Annotated in this window: 19 protein-coding genes; 7 read left to right on the top strand and 12 right to left on the bottom strand. The window is 67.2% G+C overall.

The window, feature by feature from the left end:
- Positions 1 to 4: 4 nt before the first annotated feature.
- The 8 genes from trbL to AC2D8W_RS14990 form a co-directional block, all read right to left on the bottom strand.
- Complete coding sequence (trbL, locus tag AC2D8W_RS15025; protein ID WP_484672324.1) at positions 5 to 1,330, bottom strand: P-type conjugative transfer protein TrbL; 1,326 nt, start codon at positions 1,328 to 1,330, stop codon at positions 5 to 7.
- Positions 1,331 to 1,354: 24 nt separating this feature from the next.
- Positions 1,355 to 2,050 (bottom strand): TrbJ/VirB5 family protein, encoded by a 696-nt coding sequence (locus AC2D8W_RS15020; protein ID WP_484672188.1) that lies wholly within the window; start codon positions 2,048 to 2,050, stop codon positions 1,355 to 1,357.
- Between the two features lie 25 nt (positions 2,051 to 2,075).
- Complete coding sequence (trbE, locus tag AC2D8W_RS15015; RefSeq protein WP_484672187.1) at positions 2,076 to 4,502, bottom strand: conjugal transfer protein TrbE; 2,427 nt, start codon at positions 4,500 to 4,502, stop codon at positions 2,076 to 2,078.
- A 7-nt stretch (positions 4,503 to 4,509) separates the two neighbouring features.
- Positions 4,510 to 4,779 carry a VirB3 family type IV secretion system protein gene (locus AC2D8W_RS15010; protein WP_484672186.1) on the bottom strand — a complete coding sequence of 90 codons (270 nt, stop codon included), beginning with the start codon at positions 4,777 to 4,779 and terminating at the stop codon, positions 4,510 to 4,512.
- Positions 4,779 to 5,099 (bottom strand): TrbC/VirB2 family type IV secretion system protein, encoded by a 321-nt coding sequence (locus tag AC2D8W_RS15005; protein WP_484672185.1) that lies wholly within the window; start codon positions 5,097 to 5,099, stop codon positions 4,779 to 4,781. Before AC2D8W_RS15005 ends, AC2D8W_RS15010 begins: the two co-directional genes overlap by 1 nt.
- 252 nt (positions 5,100 to 5,351) lie before the next feature.
- Positions 5,352 to 6,299: a P-type conjugative transfer ATPase TrbB gene (gene trbB / locus AC2D8W_RS15000; protein ID WP_484672184.1), complete on the bottom strand. Its 948-nt coding sequence runs from the start codon at positions 6,297 to 6,299 to the stop codon at positions 5,352 to 5,354.
- Complete coding sequence (locus AC2D8W_RS14995) at positions 6,296 to 6,742, bottom strand: hypothetical protein (RefSeq protein WP_484672183.1); 447 nt, start codon at positions 6,740 to 6,742, stop codon at positions 6,296 to 6,298. The genes trbB and AC2D8W_RS14995 overlap by 4 nt, the downstream gene beginning before the upstream one ends.
- Positions 6,729 to 8,432: a type IV secretory system conjugative DNA transfer family protein gene (locus AC2D8W_RS14990; protein ID WP_484672182.1), complete on the bottom strand. Its 1,704-nt coding sequence runs from the start codon at positions 8,430 to 8,432 to the stop codon at positions 6,729 to 6,731. The genes AC2D8W_RS14995 and AC2D8W_RS14990 overlap by 14 nt, the downstream gene beginning before the upstream one ends.
- A 521-nt stretch (positions 8,433 to 8,953) precedes the next feature.
- Here AC2D8W_RS14990 and AC2D8W_RS14985 point away from each other — a divergent pair.
- Entirely contained in the window at positions 8,954 to 9,406 is a 453-nt protein-coding gene (locus AC2D8W_RS14985; RefSeq protein WP_484672181.1) for a helix-turn-helix domain-containing protein, read from the top strand.
- A gap of 362 nt (positions 9,407 to 9,768) precedes the next feature.
- Here the strand turns inward: AC2D8W_RS14985 and AC2D8W_RS14980 are convergent, their stop codons facing one another.
- Positions 9,769 to 10,710, bottom strand: coding sequence for a hypothetical protein (locus AC2D8W_RS14980; RefSeq protein WP_484672180.1), 942 nt, complete (start codon positions 10,708 to 10,710; stop codon positions 9,769 to 9,771).
- 5 nt (positions 10,711 to 10,715) lie between these two features.
- Complete coding sequence (locus tag AC2D8W_RS14975) at positions 10,716 to 10,904, bottom strand: hypothetical protein (protein WP_484672179.1); 189 nt, start codon at positions 10,902 to 10,904, stop codon at positions 10,716 to 10,718.
- A 164-nt stretch (positions 10,905 to 11,068) separates the two neighbouring features.
- Here AC2D8W_RS14975 and AC2D8W_RS14970 point away from each other — a divergent pair, with 164 nt between their 5' ends.
- Positions 11,069 to 11,983: a helix-turn-helix transcriptional regulator gene (locus tag AC2D8W_RS14970; protein ID WP_484672178.1), complete on the top strand. Its 915-nt coding sequence runs from the start codon at positions 11,069 to 11,071 to the stop codon at positions 11,981 to 11,983.
- Between the two features lie 152 nt (positions 11,984 to 12,135).
- Here AC2D8W_RS14970 and AC2D8W_RS14965 read toward each other — a convergent pair whose 3' ends face one another.
- Positions 12,136 to 13,944 carry an ATP-dependent nuclease gene (locus tag AC2D8W_RS14965; protein WP_484672177.1) on the bottom strand — a complete coding sequence of 603 codons (1,809 nt, stop codon included), beginning with the start codon at positions 13,942 to 13,944 and terminating at the stop codon, positions 12,136 to 12,138.
- Positions 13,945 to 14,585: 641 nt separating this feature from the next.
- Between AC2D8W_RS14965 and AC2D8W_RS14960 the strand changes: the two genes are divergently transcribed.
- From AC2D8W_RS14960 to AC2D8W_RS14950, 3 genes are all read left to right on the top strand, one after another.
- A complete protein-coding gene (locus AC2D8W_RS14960; protein ID WP_484672176.1) occupies positions 14,586 to 16,154 on the top strand; it encodes a hypothetical protein in 1,569 nt (522 codons plus the stop codon).
- A 4-nt stretch (positions 16,155 to 16,158) separates the two neighbouring features.
- Positions 16,159 to 16,482 (top strand): excalibur calcium-binding domain-containing protein, encoded by a 324-nt coding sequence (locus AC2D8W_RS14955; protein ID WP_484672175.1) that lies wholly within the window; start codon positions 16,159 to 16,161, stop codon positions 16,480 to 16,482.
- 638 nt (positions 16,483 to 17,120) lie between these two features.
- Entirely contained in the window at positions 17,121 to 18,125 is a 1,005-nt protein-coding gene (locus AC2D8W_RS14950; protein WP_484672174.1) for a retropepsin-like aspartic protease family protein, read from the top strand.
- A 235-nt stretch (positions 18,126 to 18,360) separates the two neighbouring features.
- Here AC2D8W_RS14950 and AC2D8W_RS14945 read toward each other — a convergent pair whose 3' ends face one another.
- On the bottom strand, positions 18,361 to 18,630 hold the full coding sequence (locus AC2D8W_RS14945; protein ID WP_484672323.1) for a DUF4236 domain-containing protein: 270 nt from the start codon (positions 18,628 to 18,630) through the stop codon (positions 18,361 to 18,363).
- Between the two features lie 249 nt (positions 18,631 to 18,879).
- On the opposite strand from AC2D8W_RS14945, the gene AC2D8W_RS14940 reads away from it, so the two are divergent.
- Positions 18,880 to 20,244: a hypothetical protein gene (locus AC2D8W_RS14940; RefSeq protein WP_484672173.1), complete on the top strand. Its 1,365-nt coding sequence runs from the start codon at positions 18,880 to 18,882 to the stop codon at positions 20,242 to 20,244.
- Complete coding sequence (locus tag AC2D8W_RS14935; protein WP_484672172.1) at positions 20,241 to 21,512, top strand: hypothetical protein; 1,272 nt, start codon at positions 20,241 to 20,243, stop codon at positions 21,510 to 21,512. The genes AC2D8W_RS14940 and AC2D8W_RS14935 overlap by 4 nt, the downstream gene beginning before the upstream one ends.
- Positions 21,513 to 21,540 lie beyond the last annotated feature (28 nt).

Below are 21,540 nucleotides of genomic sequence, written 5' to 3'. Positions count from 1 at the left end.
GGGACTACGACTCCTCGTCCTTGAGCTGCGGCGCGAGCGCGCCGGACGACTCGTTGCCCGGCAGCAGCGCGCGGCCGGCGTTGGCGGCGAAGAACGCCTGAACGGCGGCGGTGCGGCGGGATCGCAGAGCGCCCAGCGCCGGCTGGCGCTCGGCGTCCAAGGCGCGATGGAAGGCCCTCCCGGCAGCCTCGGTCTCGCGCGCGATCTGGGGCGAAGCCTGCGGCGCGGCCTCCTGCGCCTGCGGTGTCGCCTCGGCGGGTCCTGAGGGCGGGGGCGTCCAACGGGAGGGCGATTCGCTCACCCCGGCCGGCGTCCCGCTGCCCGCAGGAGCGCCGCCCGATCCTCGCGGCGGGTTGTCGTTCGAGGGCCGGGGCGGCCCAGCGCCCGGCGCGCTCGGCGGGCGTCCCTGCCCTGCGCCCGCCGCTGCGCGGGTGGGCGCAAGCACCCTCGCCGCCGTCCCGCCCAGGCCGGTGACGCCTGCGACAGCCACCGCAGCGGCGCCGCCCACCGCCAGCGCCCCCGCCGCGGCGGAGCCGGCGGCCAGCGCCGGGCCCCCGGTGACCAGGGCCGCGGCGAGGTTCGGGATGAACAGGGCCAGCATCGCCAGGAGCAGCGAGGCGGCGAGGATGGCGAGGGCCTCGTAGAGGTCTGGGTTGGCCGAAGGCTGCAGCTGGTCGAACACCGAGCGCGCGCCGGAGACCACGATCGCCAGCGCCAGCACCTTCAGCCCCGACGAGACCACGAAGCCGAGCGGGCGTTCGGCGAGGAACGAGGACTTCGACCAGATCCCGAACGGCAGCAGCACGAAGCCGCCCAGGGTGACGATCTTGAACTCCAGCAGGGTCACGATGATCTGCAGCGCCAGCACGGCGAAGGCCAGCATGATGCCGATCATGGCCAGGCCGAGGATGAGGGCGTCGGTGAGGTTGCCCATCACGTCCATCGGGTTGTTGACCGGGGCCGGCGTCTCCCCCAGCGTCTTCACGATCTCCCAGCCCTGCTGGAGGATGGCCCCGGGATTCAGGAAATCGGCGCGGGAGAGGCCGCCTCCGCCGGCGGTGAGGCCGAGGTCCACGAAGCCGGATTGGACGACCAGGCTGAGACGCTCCCAATCATTGATCATGTAGGCGAAGGCGCCGATCAGCAGGACCTTGCCGAACCCCGATGCGAGGACTTCGCGGTTCGACGACAGCGCCCATTGGATGCCGGTCAGCGCCACCACGAGGGCGATCATCAGGCCGAAAACGCCGTTCACCGGCCCCTGAAGCGCCGCGAAGCCCGACGAGATGGTATTGGAGAACACCACCATCAGATCGTTCGGGGTTTGCATGCTCACGTCGGCCATAGCGCCCGCTCACCGACGCGTTGGTGAATAGGGGTCGAAGTCGGGGTTCGCCGGCGTTGCGGCCTGGCGTCCCCAGAACTGCCGCCGCGCCTCGGCGCTCGCCGCCCGGTCCGCCGCGCGCCGCGCGCTTTCGGCGGCCAGCAGCCGGGACTGCGCCATGAGCAGGGTCCGCATCGATCCCAGGTCCTCCGCGAGCACGGCCAGCACCTGGGTGGAGGACTGGATCGCCGCGGTCTGACCGTCCGCGCGCTGGCTGGCGTTGAGGGCGCCCTCGAGCCGTCCGGTACGTCCGCGACTCAGACGCTCCAGCTCGGCGGCCGTGCGGGCGAGATCCTGGGCGGTCTCCCGCGCCTGGGTGTTGCGCGCGCTCGCCTGCTCCAGCGCGCGGCGCGGATCGAGGCCGTCCACCGCGGTCGGGTAGATCCTCTCGAAGTCGCGCTGGATGCCCTGGACGTCGGCCGCCACGCCGCGCACGGAGCGCGCAAGCTCACCGATGTCGCGCAGCGTCTCGCTCGTCTCGCCAAGATGGCTGTAGGGCGACTTCGCCAGTTCACGCGCCTGGTTGGCCAGGCTGCGCGCCTCGTTCGCCAGGCTCTCAAGCTGCCGGGCCGCCTGCAGCGCGTTCTCCAGGTGGTTCCTGGGATCGAACACCACCTGCTGGGCGCGCGCGGGTTCAGGCTCCGCGCAGGCCGCAAGCGCCAGCACGAGGGGCGCGATGGCCCCGGCCCAGCTACTCCGCCGCGAGCTGCGGTTCGACGAGGGTGTCGAAGAGCGAGTCCACATGGGCAAACCCTTTCGCTGCGAGGAAGGCGCGCGCGAACCCGTCGGGTCCGGAGCGGGTGAGGACCTGGTCGATGAGGGCCTGGTCCTCCGGCGAGGACGACCCGCAGAGCGCAAGGGCGACGCCGGAGAGCTTCAGATCGAAGAGCCGCCGGCCTTGCGGCTGGCGCCAGTAGTAGGCGCGCTTGGGCGTCGCGAAGGCGATGAGCTCAAGCTGCCGCCGGTTCAGCCCGAACGCCTGGTAGAGCGGCGCCGAAGCGGGCTCGAGCGCGCGCGGGTTCGGAAGGAACACCTGCGTCGGGCAGGATTCGATGAGGCTGGCCGCGATAGCCGAGGCGGCCACGTCCTCCAGCGACTGGGTGGCGAACACCACCGCGACGCGCTTCTTGCGCAGGGTCTTCAGCCACTCGCGGATCTTCGCGGCGAAGGCCGTGTCGTCCAGGAAGAGCCAGGCCTCGTCGAGGACGAGCAGCGTGGGCCGCCCGTCGAATCCGCGCTCCAGTTCGTGGAACAGAGCCCCCAGGACCGGAGCCATGGCGGTCCGGGTGGCCATCAGGGTCTCCAGCTCGAAGGTGTCGAACGCGCTCTCGGGGAGCGTCGCTCCGGCGCCGTCCAAGAGGCTCCCGTGCGGCCCCTTGAGCGTCAGCGGCTCGAGCGCGGCCGCCACGGCGCGGTCCTGCACCAGGGCGCAGAACACCGTGAGCGACCGCTGCACCACCGGCGCTTCGGCCAGGGTGCCCAGGGCGCTCCAGACTTCCTCACGAAGCCGCGGTGTGATCGCCACCCCCGCCTTGGCGGTGGCGTCCTCAATCCACTCGGCGGCCCAGGCCCGCTCGACGGGCTCGTCCACCCTCGCCAGCGGCTGCAGCGCGATCTCGGAGCCGGGCTCGAGCGCCCGCCAAGCGCCGCCGCAGGCCAAGGTCGCGGCGCGGGCGCTGCGGCCCTTGTCGAGGAACACCACCCGCGCGCCGGGGTAGCGGAACCATTGCAACGCCAGGAAGGACAGGAGCGCGCTCTTCCCCGCGCCGGTGGGGCCAACCACCATGGCGTGGCCGACGTCACCCACATGCAGCACCAGGCGGAAGGGGGTGGCGCCGGTCGTGCGCGCGACGGCGAGCGGCGGCCCGTCCAGGCCGGCGTCGCGGCTGGGTCCTGCCCAGACGGCCGACAGCGGCAGCAGGTCGGCGAGGTTCAGGGTGCTGACGAGCGGGCGGCGGACGTCGGCGTAGGGCTCGCCCGGCAAGGCGCCGAGCCAGGCCTCCACGGCGTTGAGATCCTCGGTCCGCGCGACCAGCCCCTGGGCGTTCAGCGCCATCTCCGCGGCGCGAGCCTTCTCCGCCACTCGCCCGGGGTCGGCGTCCATGACGGTGACCGTGAGGCTCAGGTAGCCGTAGGCGCAGGCTTCCGACCCGAGCGCCGCGAGCGCACCATCGCACTCCTCGGTCTTGCCGGCGGCGTCGGTGTCGAGGAGCGGGACCTCCTCCTTGGTGATCGCCTCCCGCAGCAGGACACCCACCCCCTTGCGCTTGGCGAACCAGCGCTTACGAAGCTTGGTGATCTCCCGCTCGCCGTCGGCCTTGTCGAGGCCGATCCAGCGCGCCGTCCAGCGGTACTCGAACGGGAGCGAGGATAGCGCATCGAGGAGCCCGGGCCGGGTCGCCGACGGCATAGCGCGCACCGACACCACCTTCAGCCAACTTCCGCCCAGCCGGGGGCTGACGCCGCCGGTCAGCGGATCGTCCGCCAAGGCGGCATCGAGGAAGACGGGCGCCTCGGAAGGCTCGATCCGGTGGCCGCGGGTCGAGACGCAGGCGTGCAGCCAGGTCAGGAGATCGCCGTCCGCAAGGCGCCGCGATTCCGGCAAGCTGTCCGCAACCAGGTCGAGGATGGCGTCGGCTTCGCGCTGGAAAGCCTCGAGGGCTGCCCGCCAGTCCCGCGCGCCGCGCGCCAGGCCGTCGAACAGCACCCGCTCGATCCGGCGGGTCTCGTCGGCCGGGGGCAGCCACGTCAGGCCGAGCCGGAAGTCGGTCTCGAAGGCGGGCTCAGCGGTCTGGAACAGGGTCCGCCGCTCGGCGTCCAGCAGCCAGGCCGCCGGCAGCGGCGGGTCGCTCGAGGGGTAGGGATCGGCCGGTCGACGCCGCGCCTCGACGTGCAGGCACCAGCCGGTGCCGAGGCGCTTCAGGGCGTTGTTGAGCCGGGCGCGGACCGCCATGAGCTCGTCCTCGGTCGAGGACTCCAGGTCGGGGCCGCGGAAGCTCATGGCGGCGAGGAAGGAGCCGTCCTTGTTCAGCACGACGCCGGGCGCGACCAGGGCCGCCCAGGGCAGGTGGTCGGCCAGGGTCGCGGGGCGGCGGCGGGCTTCGTCCAGGAAGCGCATGCCAGCCTCACGCGTCCAGGTGGCCGGGCCGCCCGAGATGGCGGCGCAGGACGTCGAAGAATCGCTTGTCGGCTCGCGCGACATAGAGCCCGAGGGCATGCGCGGCGGCCCACCACAGGAGGCCGAGCCACCAGATGCGCAGCGCCAGCCCCAGCACGAGCGCCACGGTCCCCATGACGACGGCGTAGTCGCGCGGCATGCCGGCGAGGAGGACGGGCTCGGCCAGCCCCTGGGCCACCGGGACGTCCCAGCCTTCGCGGTGTTGATGGTCCGGCATCACCCGACCTCCGCGCCGCCGGCGAAGCCGAAGAAGTCGAGGAAGAAGGTGGAGGCGGCAAAGGCGATCGACAGCCCGAAGAGGATGCCGAGGCCCCGCCGCATGCCCGAGCCGCTCTCGCTCATCGCGATCCCAGCCCCGAAGATGACCACCGCCACGACCGCTGCGGCCTGGACCACGGGACCGGTGACCGACTCGACGATCTGCTGCAGCGGCCCTTCCCACGGCATGCCAGCGCCGCCGGCCAAAGCGGGGCCGGCGATCGTCAGGCCGCAAGCAGTCGTCGCGACCCTGAGGCCGCGGAGGAAGATCCTGCGCATTCGTGCAATCCTCAGCGCGTCATCGCGCTCTGGTTGCAATCCAAGCGCACCTTGATTCGAGTTGTCAACAGGGCTTGCAGTGGATTTTTATCAGCGTTGTTAACGACTTATGTCCACGTCGCGGCCAAGTCGGCGCCGCGCTGGAACCAAGTTTCGGACACGTCACCGACGACGCGTCGCGGCCGAGGGGAAATTCGCTATCGGCAAAGTTGTAGCGGGGGCCGCGAGGGCAGGAAGCCGGCGCGGCTCAACTCAGAGTCCGAACGCGTAGCCGCCACGGTCAACCCCGAGCAGCTCCAGCACGGCCTTGACGACGCGGCCACGGGGTGTCCGTTCGATATGGACGATCACGTTCACCGCCTGGGCGACCATGCGGGGCGAGGGCGATCGGACCACCTCCTGGAGCAGGTCCTCCAGCCGGCTGAGCGCCTCGCGCGCGGAGTTGGCGTGGATGGTGGACACACCGCCCGGGTGGCCCGTATTCCAGGCCTTCAGGGTCTCGAGCGCCGCCATGCCGTCGCGCACCTCGCCGACGACGATCCGGTCTGGCCGCATGCGCAGAGCGTCGCGCACGAGATCCGCCACCGTGATCGGTTGGGGATGGCGGCGCGTGAGCACTGAGACGAGGTCCCACGCCGAGCACTGCAGCTCGGGGGTATCCTCGATCAGGAACACCCGGTCGCGCGCGAACTCCGGTTCGGCGAGCACGGCGTTGGCCAGCGTGGTCTTGCCGGAGCCGGCTCCCCCCGAGATCAGGATGTTGCGTCGCTCGGCCACCGCGCGGCGGAGCACAGTGGCCTGATCGGGCCTCATCACCGCGGTGTCGACATAGGCCTCCAGCGTCCAGACCATCGCCGGGCGCTTGCGGATGGAGAAGGCGGGCTGGGCGCTGACCGGCGGCAGGAATCCCTGGAAGCGTTCGCCCGAGGGGAGCACGCCAGACAGCCTGGGATCCTCCCGTGTGACCGGCTCGCCCACGTACTCCGCCACCAGTCGGATGACGCGTTCCCGTGCTTCGGCCGACAGACTGGCGCTCGCCAGCTCACGACCCGTCCCCAGGCGGTCAACCACTAGGCGGCCGTCCGGGTTGGCCAGCACCTCGACCACCGCAGGGTCGGCGAGCGCCGCCAGCACCGCCTCGCCGAGCGCATGATCGAGGGCCTCGCGCTTGCGGGCCCGGGCCAGCGCCTCGGGGCTCATCCTGCGCTCGAAAAGGAGCGCGGCTCGGCCTCCGTCGGCTCGTCGGGGCGGCGCGTTCCGCCGGCGACGATGCGGGCGGCCGCCGCATCGAGGAGCCGCTCGATCCGCGCCTCCACCGCCGCGCGGAGCAGCGGGTCCTGGTCCGCCGCCGTGTCCGGCAGCCGCGAGAAGAAGGCGCGCGCGAACTCCACGAGCAGTTCCTGCACGATGGTCATGTCGCGCGCCGTCGCGCGCATGTGGTCGCGCAGCGCGCGGTCGAGGGACAGCAGCCGGTCCTCGGGATCGGCGGCAGGACGGCGCAGCAGGCCCCTGGCGATCGCCTGCTCCGCGGCCCGGCTGAGCGTCATGCGGTTCGCCCGGGCCTCGCGCCGCAGGGCGAGTTCGGTCTTCGGATTCTCGAAGTAGACCTGCACCCTGGGCGTCGGCTTCTCAGCTTTGGCCACGCTGTCCTCCCTGCAAGCGGTCGAGGACCGCGTCCTGCGCCGCCAGGTCCTCGGCGGCCTTCTGGTAGATCTCCGCCACCTTGGCGGCCGCCTTGCGGTCGTCCATGGCGGCCACGGCCTCCTTGAACCGGGGCAGGACCGCCGCGGCGTCCTCCCCCAGCGCGCGGCGCCCCGCCCAGGGGTGCTCCGTGCGGCCGGGCGTGTCCACGGCGCCGGCGGGCGCGGCGATAGCGGCCCGGCTGCGGAACGGCTCGCGCGCGTCGTACTTCAGCTTGCGCGTCCGCAGGGGCTTGAGGCCGGCGACGAAGACCAGCTGTTCGTCGTCCGGCAGGGCGCGGACCTCGCCGGGCTCAAGCAAGGGCCGCTCCACCTCCGAGCGCGAAACGGAGCTGCGGCCCCCGCCCAGTCCTGCCGGGCCGCTTCGGCTCACCTTCGTCTCCGCCACGGTCCCGGTGAGGCGCGAGACCTTGTCCTGGGTCAGGGGATCCAAGGCGGCGAAGGCGGTGTAGATGTAGCAGTTGTCGAGGATGGTGTTGTTGGAGCCGTAGGTCTCGACGATGTCGTTGAGGCTCTGGGCGACGAACATCGTCTTGAGCCCGTACCCGCTCATCAGGCGCAGGCTCTTCTCGAAGAACTCGACCCGACCGAGCAGCGGGAACTCGTCCATGGCCATCAGCAGCTTGTGGCGCTTGGCCCGGCCGGAGGCGTCGGTCCGCTCATGGGCGGTGAGCGACTGCGCCGCCGCATAGAACAGCAGGCGGACCAGCGGCCGCAGCGCTGCGGCGTCGGCGGGCGCGAGCTGGACGTAGAGGCTGACCGGCGCCTCTGCGCACATCAGGTCGCCCACGCTGAAGTCCGAACCCGACAAAGTCCGCTCGACGTCTTCGCCGGCCAGCCACTTCAGGTAAGAGCGCGCCGTCCCCTGCACCGAAGTCCGGAACCGGTCGTGCATCGCGGCATAGCCCTTCACCGCAGTGCGGATGAAGGGATGCGTCTGAGCCGCCCCGTCAGAGCCAAGGACGTGCTGTGTCCGCAGCATGACCTCGGCCGCCTCGTCGAGATCGGCGAGCAGCTCACGCACCTTCAGCAGGGTCTTCGCTGCGTCGTCCGCCGTGTAGAGGACATGGAGGACAACGGCCTCCAGGATTTCAGAGGCCGATTTGTCCCAGATGGCCTCCTCGTCCCGCACCCCGCCGGGATCGGAGAGGATCGACACGAGGCGCTGCACCTGCGCAAGCTCGCCCGCGCCCGGCTGGATCTCCGCCAGCGGGTTCCATCGCGCTGACCCGAGGTCGCGTGGATTGAAGCGCAGCGTGTGCGAGAACCTCGCCCGCCAGCCCGAGCTCACCTGCCAGAGCTCGCCCTTGGGGTCATGGATCATGGCGCTTTCCGACCAGCTGAGCAGGCTGGGAACCACATGCCCTCGGCCCTTGCCGCTGCGCGTGCCGCCGGTGACCAGCGTGGGGCGCAGGTCCGCGGTGATGAGGAGCCGCCCGCCCAGTTCCCCCACGACACAGCCGGCCCTCGCGAAGAGGCCTGCGCGCCGCACGTCGGTCAGGCCGCCCCAGCCGCGGATACGGCGGGTGGACGTCCCCTGCCCGTCCGCGAGCACCGCCAGACCCAACCCGCCCGCGAGACCGAGCAGCAGCAGTGAGCTCGCGGACGCGAACACCCGCGGCGCCTCTCCCATGAACTCCCGTCTCCAGGACAACACCCGCCAAGGCGGGTAGAGCGTGAGCTCGGAGGACACCTGCAGCCCTGCCCCTAGCGCCGGCGACCAGGCGAATGTCCAACCGACGAACTGGGTCGCTGCTTGCAGCCCGATCATCAGGCCGCCAACGGCGGACACTATGCGAAGACCCACGCCCACTGAGACCAGTCCTGCGTTTACTTGCCTCAAATGGAATGGCCAAAAGCACTGAGATGTTCCCAGAATGACCTGCATACTGTTTTGTTTCCGAATACTCGGCAGCTCTTCCGCACTGCGTCGGCAGAAATCCTGCCGGGCACCGGATTTGCGCTCGCCGGCGGCGGCCACGCTCGGCGTGAGAGCGCGCATCCAAGACGGCTCGCCCGTCGGCGATCGGTAGAGTTTCTGCTGTTCGGGAGCGCCTCACCTGCCGGCCAAGCGCGACTTCGACTCCGCCGCTTGATCGCCCCTCTCGCGCCCCTTACTCCACGTTAAGTCGCGTTGGTGACAGGGGACCTCATATGGTTGCGAAGGGCCCGGCCGAGGCCGAGTTCTCTGAGCTTGCGCCGCTGATACTCAAGCCGCTTCGCCGTATGCGGGGGGTCCGCTCGCCCGAGATGGCGGCGCGCATGGGACTTTCGACCCGCGCCTATCAGGATTTCGAGAACGGCCGCACGAGCCTATCGCTGACGCGCATCCGGCTCTTCGCCGAGATCCTGAAGCTCGACCACTTCGCGATCCTGGCCGCCTTCTTCCTCGAAAAGCCGCGCATCGCCCACGCGTTCGCGCACAACAAGTTCATGCTCATCCAAGCGAGCAGCGTCGATGAGTTCGACGACGAGATGCAAGACGCCATCGCAGCGGTCGACCCGTTGACCGTGCTGGACGCCCACATACAGTTCTACACGCAGCTCGCCCAGCACGGGCGGGCGCAACTGCGAGCCGCGGAGGGGCGGTCAGGGCAGACTGAATAGCGCCAGCAGCGGACCTTGGCTCGGTCCCAGGAATACGAAATTGCGGGTAGGCGTCGGTTGGCTTGTGGACGCCTTGCGTTCCCATCCACGCAGGTTGCTGAGCAATCCATCCATAGCGGAGCGCTACGCTTGGTAGCCGCCGATAGATGTAGGATCGATTAGAAGCTCACCGCCCCGGACCATTGCTATACAGGGCGTTGCGGGCCTCCTCGACCTGGCGACTACAGATCCTCAGCCGCTCTCCCTCAGGGCCTAAGTATAGGTCGGCTTTTGGGAGCGGTGCAGCGGCGAGCCTCCCCTACGGCGCTCAAGATCGTGCAAGCAGGCGCTGGGCGAGTGACCCTGGACATCTGGACGCCGTCTCACGCCGATGAGCTGCGAAGCTCGATATGGGCGTCCTTCAGAGCCGGTGCCGCCTCACGCTCCTTTGCAAATTCTACGATGCCCGCCTGCGGCCTTCGCGCCTGGAACCCACCCTGCATTCTGCGCAGGAAGAACGTCGCCAGCGCGATCATGTTGAGGCGCTGATCCCTTGGCTTGCAGCAGTCGGCGTACCGCGTCGTTTCCGAGCCGCAGCCGCACAGCTCATCATCGCGACATTCGACCAGCCGGTAGTATGCCTGCAGACGCGGATCGGAGCCCGTCAGGGCGTATTGCTTGCCGGGCCAGCGACCGAAGCGCTCGAGATGTAGATGGCGCAGCGCCCACACCGTGTAGAGATCGAGCAATGTCGTAAGCGGCCGTCCTGCAGACCAGGCGTCGTCCGCAGGCGCAAAGGCGCAGATCGATCCATCTTCGAAATTGGTGTGCCTGGGCCCGATCCATCGGACCTCGTCGTCTTCTAGCCAGAACCCCCAGGCCCGCGGGCCGGCGCGATCGGGCAAGGCGATCAGAAAGACGGCGCGCCGCGAAAGGTCCGCCAGGACGGCGCTCTCGGCGAGCAGCCAAAGACCATCGGGGTCCTGCAGAAGCCGGACCCCTGGGTAGGCCTCTTCTAGTTCAGCCAGTTGCGCTGCGAACGCGGCGCGAACCTGATGGTCGCCGAGCCGTGATGCGGCACCGGGCGACCCGGATCTTCGGGACGGCCCTTGCCGTCGGGGGGCCCCTTGCCGTGATCGGGCCTGGGATCTTCTCTGGGGCGGTCGCGCATTGTTAGGTTCCTTCTCGATGATTTCGGCTGGCCGGTCTGGCGCAAGCCGCACATAGCCCTGGTTGTGGACGCGCAGCGGGCTTCCGGCGTCGAGCGCCTCCCCTATCCGCCGAAGCAGATCGTCGGTGGAAGGGAGGAAGTCGCCCGACGCCATGCGCACTAGCCGTTCTTGGTGTCCCGGCCGTCGGGTTCGCGGGCGACGCCCTTGAACTTGCCCCCCGACTGCTTGACTTCCATGAACTCGCCCGTGCGCTCGTTCCGTTTCTGGAAGAGCCCGTCGCCACGCTGGAACTGAGTCCTCGCCGTGACTCCGCCGCGCCTGAAGCCCTGTCCGGTATTCTTCGCCATCGCCAACCTCTTCTCGCTGTGGGGGCCGACCCGCCCCTCCTATCTTTGTCCGACCCGGGTCAGCATTGCGCTGCGGCCCGGAACCACGGATGGTGGGAATCGCACCCGCATCGGAAATATAGGGCTATAATTTCGATAGGGGTCAAGTCTTGATAGGGGTTAGGATGTCGGAAGGCGATGCGCGGCGCAGCTGGTCCCAGCGGCGACGGTTCGAATTCCTTGAATGGAAGGCTTATTGGGAAGGCCGCGTCATCCGCAGCGACCTGGAGACCGTCTTCGATATCTCGACACCTCAAGCGTCGGTCGATCTACGCAATTACAGAGAAATCGCCGGCGACAATCTCGAGCAGACCGCCCGCGGCTACCGCCCGGGACCGGACTTCCGGCCGCGCTTCCTCGTCCCTTCCGCGGACAGGCTCCTGCTGCAGATCCGCGCGACCCTCGCAAACATTCTCCCGCGGTCCGAAGTCTGGTTTCGCGAGCTTCCGCCGGTCGAGATCGCGCCAGACATCGCGCGCAGCGTGTCGCCCGAATGCTTACGGGAGCTGCTCGCCGCCATTCGAGATCGCACGTCGATCGACACGCACTATCACGCTCTAAAGGGCGCGCGCCGCCGGCGCATTGCGCCTCACGCGCTAGCGTACGACGGGTACAGATGGCACGTCCGCGCCTGGTGCTGCGAGAAGGAAGACTTCCGGGACTTCCTTTTGTCGCGCATGGAGCACATCGAGGCGGGACCTGCGGTGGAATACGAGCCGGCGCACGACCTGGAATGGGCGACCATCGTCACCCTGAAACTCCGCCCCCACAGCGGCCTTTCGGCCGAGCAGCGCCGCGCCATCGAACTCGATTACGGCCTTTCAGGTGGCGGGCGGGGGCTCCCTGTCCGGGCGAGCCTCGCCTTCTATGTGATCCGGCGCATGAACCTCGATATTATACCCAACGACCAGCTGACGCCCGAGCGTCTCCAGGTCGAGCTGGAAAACCTCGATGAGGTCACCGCACAAGTAAGCGACGCCCGCGAGCGCACCAAGGCGCTCATCGCATCGACCCGTCCTGTCCAGGATACGTTGCGCTAGAGCACCTTGCTGCTAGCGCGTTCCGCAACCCGGCTGCTGCCTCCTGGCCAGCGTTCAAGCAGGACTAAAGCGGCGTGTCGCCCGGGGCTCGTGGCCGCAAGATGATCGGATCGACCTAGTGGCGCTTCAGCTCGCGCCAAGTGGTCATCAGCTCATGCCAGCAAGCCGACAAAGCGGAGTGCATCACGAAGCACTGGCTCGAACGGTGCCAGTGACACGCGACAGGCCTCATCGCTTTCCTGTGAAAGGCGTCTTGCGGTGCTGATCTTCCGCTCCCCGCGGAAGTCGTGAGTTACGAAAATTTCCCATTCGGGGTCCAGCCCCGCACGAGGTTCGACGTCGCCTTGAACGATTTGCCGGATCAGGTCCGAAGGATAGATCTTAGAAGGATCGCGCCGCTCCAAGTGGCCGCGCCGCTCAGCTTCGGCCCACACTGCCGGGGGGTATAGGGTCTCGAGCGTTGCATGGACCTTGAACCCTGCGGCTCGTGCGCGCTGAAGATGCGCGGGCGTGGGGTAGAGGAAGCACTTCGCTGAGCGAACGTTATCCGGTTGAGCGTTGAAGGCAGTGCGCTCCTCGGACGCATCACCATCGACGATCCCAGCTGCTTTCGGCCGCTCCGGGTGATGCTTGTGTTGCGCGCGCCAGCCCGAAAGCATGTCGATGACATACCCGTGTCCCGCGCCCTCCAATTTCGTTTCGAACCGCAATCGATCAACGGCAGCTGGGAAGAACAGCGCGAGCGCACGCTGCAGGACGAGCCGATCACTTTCCCCTTCAACGAAGATCCTCGGGCAGTTCTCCTGCGCCATCCTCGCAGCCTCCGCACGCGCGGCTTCTTGCTGTCGGACCTCCGCGATCATCTCAGAGATCCGAGGCGCCAACATCGCGAGCGTCCCGAGGCTCTCGTCGATGCCGGTGACATCGGCCTTTATGACGGTGCCCTCGCTGTCGCTAGCTCGCGTGACAAAGTTCAGCGCGACTCCGGCTTGCCGCTGCCCCAGGTCGTAGAAGGCCGGCGAGTGCGTCGTCAGCAGTACTTGAGCGGTTCCGGCCTTGGCGAGGGCAAGTAGCTCGTCGGCGAGCTGCACCGCGCTCGCGATCTCGAGATTGTTCTCCGGCTCCTCATACGCCCAGATACTGCTGATCGGCGGTCCGCCCCGACGCTGAAGTTCTGCCTTCCGCTCCGCCATGAACTTCAAGATGAGTGGGATATGGCGCGCCTTGATGCCGTCGCCTCGATTATTGAGTGAGACAGCCATCTCTCCGCTGAGGAAATCCAGTCGCTCGAAGATGTGCGACAGGTCCCGCGGAAGCGCGAGCCGTGTGTCGAAACCCAGCGAGGTGGTGATGCTGGTTGTCAGGTCGCCGAGATGCTCACCGATCGACTGCTCAAAGGCTGCGCTGGACTCATGGAAGGTCCGGGCCGCGACTTCGGAGATGATGCCGTATATGCGGCCGCGGAGATCGTCGAAGTAGTCGGCGTCCTTGATCGCGGGAACGTACTCGAAGTCGATCTTTCGGAGCAGAGAATGGACGTTCGACTTTTCGGGAATGTCGACGCGCTGCCGGACTTCCGTTCCGCGCCGGCTCCGGTTGATCCGCTCACCGTAGTAGTCGTACTCCTCGCTCCATAGGCCTTCCTCACGCCAACGCTTGGTCCAGATGATCACCTGTCCATTTGTGTGGTGATAGGTCTCGGGCAGCGCGATCTCTACGCGCACCAGCACTTCCCTCGCCCGCCGCGCGCGAACCGGAGCGTAGAAGTTATAGTCTTCGGCAAATACAAAGTCAGAACCCGGGTTCGTCTGATCGTTGAAGAAGAGGTTCAACGCACGAAGTACATTCGACTTCCCGCTGTCGTTCTTACCGGTGAAGATGGCCAGCTGGGAGAGGTCGGCATCCAATGTCCGGATCGAGCGAAAGTTCTCGATATGGACCGACTTCAGTGTTGCACCCACGCCTGCACCCCCCGATGCATGACTCAGCCGACGCGGCCGCGACAGCCTCAGGTAGCGTCACAATCTCGAGGCGACAACACGTTGCCCACGGATCGAAGACTTCAGCGCCCCGCCGGCCGATTGGCTTGCATTCCCAAGGTAGCCTCAGAGAGGTCTGCGGTTTGCCGGAGCGCCAACGAAACTCGGTCGCAGCGAGAGCGCCTATGCCGTCGCGACTAAGCGGATCGGAGGCGTAGCGGTTGGCAAGATACCTTCGCCTCTGCGCCAAAAGTAGACATTGAAGCAGATCCCGATAGGAGACATTCGGCACGCATCTGTAGCGCCCTCCCGGCCGACGAGCTTCCGATCATGAGCAAGCACTCGTGCTTGAACTTGCTTCGGGACACAAAAGCGCGGCCTAAGTCAGCGGCGATCTTCCGCATTCTGCGCCACTCTCGGGTGTCGGCTTCGCCTGAATAAATGACTCTGTCGAAGGCGGCGGCTGCTGCGGTCCGATCCGTGAGGTCGACGTGGAGCCCTGACGGTTTTCAACCCATTCGCGAAAGCGCTTATTGCTCAGCTTGTGGTTAAGCGCCACTATTCTGCCGGGGGACAAGACTGGCGCGATCACCGCGAACGGCTTGCCTCGGGGTGCGGGACGTATGGCGCTGCCTCAGATCACGCTGACGCCTCAGCCTCAAACCGGTGACCTCACCATCGATCTTGCGACTACGGGTTACCGGTGGGTGCTCGGGACTGATCGCGCAATCGATTGGTCGATCTCAGGTGGCTTCAACACGGAGTTCTGGACCAGCACTGAGACTGTGCGGCAAGCAATGGCCCAAGCGCTCAGCTACGTCTCGTATTATGCCAATGTCACGTTCAACTACGTCGGGTCCTTCACCACTCCGAGCGCGGCTGCAGCTGCCGGATCCGAGATCAACCTGACGCTGGACGGAGCCAACCGCTACTTCACTGCCAGCAACCAGTGGGCGCGCGCTTTCTTCCCCAGCGCGACAAGCGAGACCGCCTATGCCGGCGCGTCAGGCGACATCTATCTCAACATCAACAGTCCGGCGAATTCGCTGCCGTCGTACGAGCCCGGAAGCTCTGGCTGGGCGCTGTTGCTCCACGAGCTCGGGCACGCGCTAGGCCTCAAGCATCCGCACGACGACGGTGGGACCGGTCGACCGACGTTTGCGCAGTTCAACCTTGGCGAGCTCGACAGGGACTGGCTCTCGGTCATGTCCTACAATGACGACCACAACTGGAACCAGCTCGGCTGGGAGCCGGCGACATTCATGCTGCTGGACGTCCTCGCGCTCCAGTATCTCTATGGCGTCAACACGACGACGAATGCGGGCGATGGTCGCTACACGCTAACAGCGATCGACGCCTACATGACCCTGTGGGACGCGGCCGGGAACGACACTCTCGATTTCTCGACAGCCTCCAAGGGATTCCATGTCGAGTTACCGTGGATGACGCTTTCCAATCTGATCCCGACGCGCTTCGGCTATTCGGTGCCGGTCGCGGAAGCCGATCTGGACTCCCCGAACACGTTGTTCTGGCTTCTTGGGGAGTACGAGAACGTCACCGGCTCGGCCTTTGCTGACGACATCTGGGGCAACAATCTCCGCAACACGATCCTTGGCGGCGGTGGGAACGACTACATCGATGGTGAGGCTTCGGAAGACTTCCTCAGAGGCGAGTCTGGCGACGATATCATCTGGGGTGGCGACGCCTTTGATGATCTCCACGGCAATACCGGCAATGACACGGTCCACGGCGAGAACGGCGGTGATTGGGTCGTCGGCGGCCAAGGCAATGACATGCTTTACGGCGACGCCGACGGGGATGTCGTCTACGGCAACTTGGGCGACGACACTCAAGATGGCGGCGCGGGTAACGATTGGGTCCGCGGTGGACAGGGGAACGACAATCTCTCAGGCGGGGCGGGTGAAGACCTGATCTGGGGCGACCGCGGCAACGACACCATCGCCGGCGGGCTCGGCGCGGACACCTTCACCATATTCGGCGAGGCGGGCCTCGACCGGATCGTCGATTTCAACGCCACCGAGGGCGACCGGGTCCGGGTCGAGGCCGGCTACACCTTCAGCTCCGCTCAAGTCGGACCCGACACCGTCGTGACAGTGAGCGGCGGCGCCCAGGTGGTCCTCGTGGGCGTGCAGCTCTCTACCCTTCCGCCGGGCTGGATCATCGGAGGCTAACGAATTGAGTAACGCCAGGCCGTGGCGCTGCAGCGTTGCCGCCTTCGCCCTGTTAGCCTCGTCAGCAGCGGCTCACGGCGGCGGACTGGACAAGGACGGCTGCCACAACGACCGGAAGAACGGCGGCTATCACTGCCACCGAGGACCCCCTCCGTCTACGTCTCGGCAGACCCTTGCCCCTGAACGCGCATTGGGCGCATTCCCAAATTGCACAGCGGCGCGAGCGGCCGGCGCGGCCCCGGTCAGAAGGGGGGATCCAGGTTACGGGGCCCACCTCGATCGGGATGGTGATGGGGTGGGCTGCGAACCGTATCGTGGGCGGCGCTGAGCTAGCGGCGCCCACCCTCCGCCACGCCAGATTCACGCATTAGCCGTCCAAGAGATTGGCGGTCGCGGTAGCACACCGCCACAATGCGGTCGTGAGAGCGATGCTCAGCCTTGCACGTCACTCGTCGGCCCAAAGCGAGCCGAGCGAGCGCTTCCTTCGCTGCGACACCTAGCGGCTCGGTGAGCTCAGGGGCGTAGAAGTCTGCCAGGCGGACCTCGATCCATGTGTCCGGGGCAAGTCCCCGCGCGACGCAAAGGCTGTCACCATCACCGATGTATGTGACGCGTCCACTGAACTCCATGCCGCGGCTAAGATAGGGCGGTAGGGCACCTCGGTCAGGAATGGCCTTGCAGGGATCGGCTGCGGCGTTGCCGGCTCCGATGAGAGATACGGCCATGCCGACAGCTAAGGGTTTCATGAGGCTTGGTGTCATGCTGCGAAGTTATCACCGAGCTTCTAAGTCGATAGGTTGCTCGCCAACAGGCTGCCCCAGCTCGGCTGTCGCGCGCTCCCCATCAGCCTTCCCACTTCAGCCAACCTCTTCCGTTTACCGGTGAAGAGACGCTCGCTCGCGCACGTGGCGGGCTGGCAAAGCGACCGGCGCCATGCTGCTATCCGATGATCTAAGGGGACGATCGATGAAGCGCTTCTTGGCTATACGCACCGCCGTAGTCGGCGGCCTCGCGATCCTCGGCGCGAGCTGTACGCGCATCTCAGAAAGCGCCGCCAACACCACCCAACCCGCCGCGCCCGCGCAACCGGTGCCGGTACGCGTGGCGACCGGCACAACTCTCCAATCCGAAGTGCCGGTCCAGTTCGCGCAGGGAACCTTTGAGGTTCCCGTTTCGATCAACGACGCCATCGTTCTGAATTTCACAATCGATAGCGGCGCAGCGGATGTGAGCATTCCAGCTGATGTTGTCTCAACCCTGGTCCGCACCGGCACGATCACCAAAGACGACTTCATCGGCGAGCAGACCTACGTTCTTGCTGACGGGACCGAGGTGCCATCAGCTGTATTTCGGATTCGGAAACTGAAGGTGGGCACGCTGGTGTTGCGGAACGTGCGCGGCTCACTCGCAAACGTAAAGGCGCCCTTGCTTCTTGGCCAAAGCTTCCTGTCACGATTGACCACCTGGTCGATCGATAATGAGCGGCAGGTGCTTCTGCTGAAGACCTCGTCAACCGAAGCCGAGCAGGCCGCCGACGCAGTAGCTTCACCGGCGAGTGCGCCTGCGGCATTGGGCGTCGCTGAACTCCTCAGTCAGGAAGACGTAGAGGGAATAGCTGTGGAATTCGATCAGACGCTGAAAGCGTCTGGCATGCTGGGGATCAGCGAGAAGGTCGAGACCTGCTACGCTTCGCTGCCTTCCCAAAACACCGAGCTCGGCCGCCGACGCGCCGCCTATTGCATTACTTTCGATCTTCTTGGGCTGCGCTACGATGCAGCGTTCAGAGGGGCGATGGCGGAGCGCACCGGGTCCACGGTCCCACCAGCCGATTTCTATGAAGATGCTACCTGGAAGGCGCGGGTCGCGCGATACCTGCCGATGACGACGCTGCGTGACGCCCCCCCTGAGCCAAGCGCGATTGCTTCCCACGTCCGGCGCGCGGAGAAGGCGTTAGTCGCTCTGCAAGACTGATCGGATCAGTTCGCTAGCTCGCGGTTTCCACGCAGATGGGTCGTCAATCTGGCCCATTCAACGCCCCACCGCCATCTCGGCCTGTCGCCTCGCGGTAACCGCGAGCGAATATTTGGACCGTGTGATCAGGGGCCTCCGCCTTCCGAGGCCCTACCTCAGTTGCGATCTGCTCAACCAGAGCAGCCGGGCTGGAAGCTGGAAGTGGCCGTTCTCTTCGGCCCACGGTGCCTCCAGATCAGCTGAACACGGCCGCCGCCAAACCTGCGAGCATTAGACCTGCCGCCACGATCAGTAGGATGCCTCCGCCTGATCGTGCCGTCCTCTTTGAACGGGTGACATGGGACACACCAGTGCCTGGGACGCTGAGGGTTGTGGTCCGCTGGCCGCGGGAGTTGATCGAGACCTTCGCGCACTTCGGCCCCACAGACAGGCCTGACGTCAGCCCGTGCTTGCTGGCGGTGAGATTGACGCGCACGCCAGGCGCGATCTTGATCCGTCGAGACATTCGGAAGCCCATGCGCTCATCCTCCCCCTAAGCCTCTGCGAAGATAACAACGAAGCTTGATCAGTGATCAAATGGCTAGGAACCGCGCTAGCCGTGCTTCTGCTGCCGGCCTGCCCCATCAGCCGTTGCTTGCAACTCCATAGCACAGTGAAGCTTCAGGATCGCGCAGGTGGCGCCTCCCCCCTCCGCAACCTTGGCTTTACTTGCCGCCATACCTAGCCTTAAGGTCAGCTTGGGGATGGGGGACGATTGACGGCCGGCGCCGAGCGGGCCGCGCCCCCGCATGGGGGAAAAGGCGTGTCGTCCGTAGAAGCGTACAGCAACCTCGACCTGTCACCGGAGTCCAAGCTCCGGGCGCAGCTGATGTCCCGCCTGCCGTCCGAGGCTGGCAGCAATTCCATTATTGACCTCACCAAGGCGCGGCTGCGGTTTAACGCCCAGACCCCGGGCGGTCTGACGCCAGCCATGGCGGCGTGGTACTCGGCCAGCGTGGCGGGACCTCGCGGCAAGGCGATCTCCGAACTGCAGGGCGCCTTCCAGAACGAGAAAATGCCGCCCGGCGTGCCGCAGAGCACCTTCCTAGAAGTGCAGAGGGATGATGTGCGCTCGCGCAGCCTGGCTGAGCGGATTGAACAGACCAGCCAGTTCCTGGATCACAACGGGGCACTGCTGCACCGCTTCGAGCGCGCGCGCATCGACTTTAACACGCTCAAGGCACGCCATGGCCGTGAGCCCGCCGCGCGCCGGCCGGTGGTCTACGCGATGGCCCTGCTGCTGCTGGTGACCCTCGAAGCGTTCATCAACTTCGAAAGCTTCCTGAAGGTGCCGTACATCACGAGCCCCTTCCTGGCGACCGGCGCCACCATGGCGGTGGCCGCCGCCATCGCGGCCGCCGCCCACTTCCACGGCGTCGTGCTGCGGCAGTGGAACTATCTGTTCTCGCCGCAGGACCCGGGCGACAAGGCCCACGGCTCGCGCCAGAGCGACGCCGTTCGGCGGCTGGTCATCGGCGGCGTGCTGCTGGCGGTCGCCCTCGGGATGGTCGCGGGCTCCCGATACTACTATCTGCGGGAGTACATCGTGCAGGCCAGGATCCTCGGCTCCACCCCGCCCTCCATGTTCGGCGGCATCACCTTCATGCTGTTCGGCAACATGGTGGCCTATCTGGTCGCCGTCCTTGTGGCCTACGGCCTGCACGACGCCGATCCGAACTACGCCGAGAAGGACCGGGAGCTGCGCCGGGCCACGCGCGACCTCGAGAAGATCAAGGCGCGGCGCCGGAAGGACCAGGAGTCCCAGCGTCAGGGGCTGGACAACGCCCTCGCCGCGGAGATCAACCAGGCCCAGAACGCAAAGGGTCCTAACCATGCCGTCCTGCGCGCGGGCGTCGACCATGTGATCGCCAAGGATCAGGAGGTGGTCGCGACCCTCCTCGACTACCGGAACGCCCTGGTGCAGTCGCTGCTGGAGAGCGGCGATGGAGACGAGCCCCGGCTGCGGCTTCCCGAGGGTGCCTTCGAAGAGCTCGTGCCCACCAGCCTCGACAAGCTGCTGACCCCGCGCCAGTTCGCGTCGGAGTCAGTGGTCCTGGGCTTCAGCTCGGGCGAGAAATGATGCGCTGTGTTTCGGCGGCGGCGGCGGCCCTGGCTGCGGCCGGGCTGCTGCTGGCCGGCTGCGAAGGGAACGCCCCCGCGGACGCAGGGCCCGGGACCATCAAGCTGGACACGTTCTGCACGGCCCCGGGGCTGGCCCCGGCGCTGCGGCACACCACCATCCTGGTGGACGTGGGCGCGCTGAAGCCAGGTCCGCCCGAGGCCTTCCGCCAGAACAACCCCGAGTTCTTCAAGATGGCGATCGGCCTCGCCGATCCCGCCGGCGCGCTGCTCTCGGGGGCGGCGGCCCCACGCGAGCGCATCACCATCCTCGCCGCCTCGGCGAAGACCGGAACCCTCACCCCGGTGTTCACCGGCTGCCTGCCGGGTGCGACCCCGGCCGAGCTGGACGGGGCGACGGACTCGGCGAGCCAGAAGTACTTCGGCTCGGACCTGGCGTCTCAGGTCGAGAAGCAGCAGGCGACCTTCACGCGCCAGCTGCTGCTCTCGCTGATGACCCTCAACAAGCTCAGCGAGAGCCCGGCGGCTGCGTCCGGCGGGTTCGAGGCCTCGCCGCTGGTGAAACTCCTGAAGCCCCTGGGACCGCCCCCGCCCGGCGAGGCCGCGGTTCGGCGGGTTTTCGTGTTCACCGACCTGTCGCGCAGCCCGGCGTCCGTGGGCGAGGAGATCGAGACAGCGCGGCGCGCCGGCTTCGAGGCCGCTCGCGCCCTTCAACTGCAGCTCGGCCAGGCCGAGGCCTATCTGGTGACGCCGGGCGGAGCCATCGACGCGGGCCAGGAAGCGTTTCTGAAGACCTTCATGCTTGGCTCCCAGGCGGACCTGCGCAGGGTCGGCGGCTTCTCGGCCTCAGGCATGCCGCCCGTGCCCGTGCAGGTGCTGACCTTCCGCGGGTCCCTCGCCGATCCGACGGACTACAGCATGCCCATGACCCTGCGCCTCGCCGCGGCCGCTGACGGCCAGCTGGTGAACACCTGGCTCGGTTACATGAGCTCGAACGGCGTGCGCACCACGCCTGTGGCAGGTGAGTGGAGCTGCAGCGCGCCGCAGACCTGCCGCCTGCGCAGCGACACGGCGGGGGGCCTGGGCCAGCTCTGGCGCTACAAGCCGGGAGTGGACCCCGAGGTCCGGGAGGATGCGCCGCTGGGCGGCCTGCGGTTCCTGGAGGCCATGGAGACGCCGGCCGGGCTAAAGGGCCGGGTCTGGGACCCCCTGATCTCGCTGGAGCGGCCGGGGGGTGGTCTCGAGATGCGCGCGCAGCGGGTGGGTTGAGCATTCTGATCCGCCGAGGGGCGGCTGA

Source organism: Phenylobacterium sp. T106, from assembly GCF_057219735.1.
Note: the sequence above shows the minus strand (reverse complement) of the source record. Positions and strands in the feature narration are given on the sequence as shown.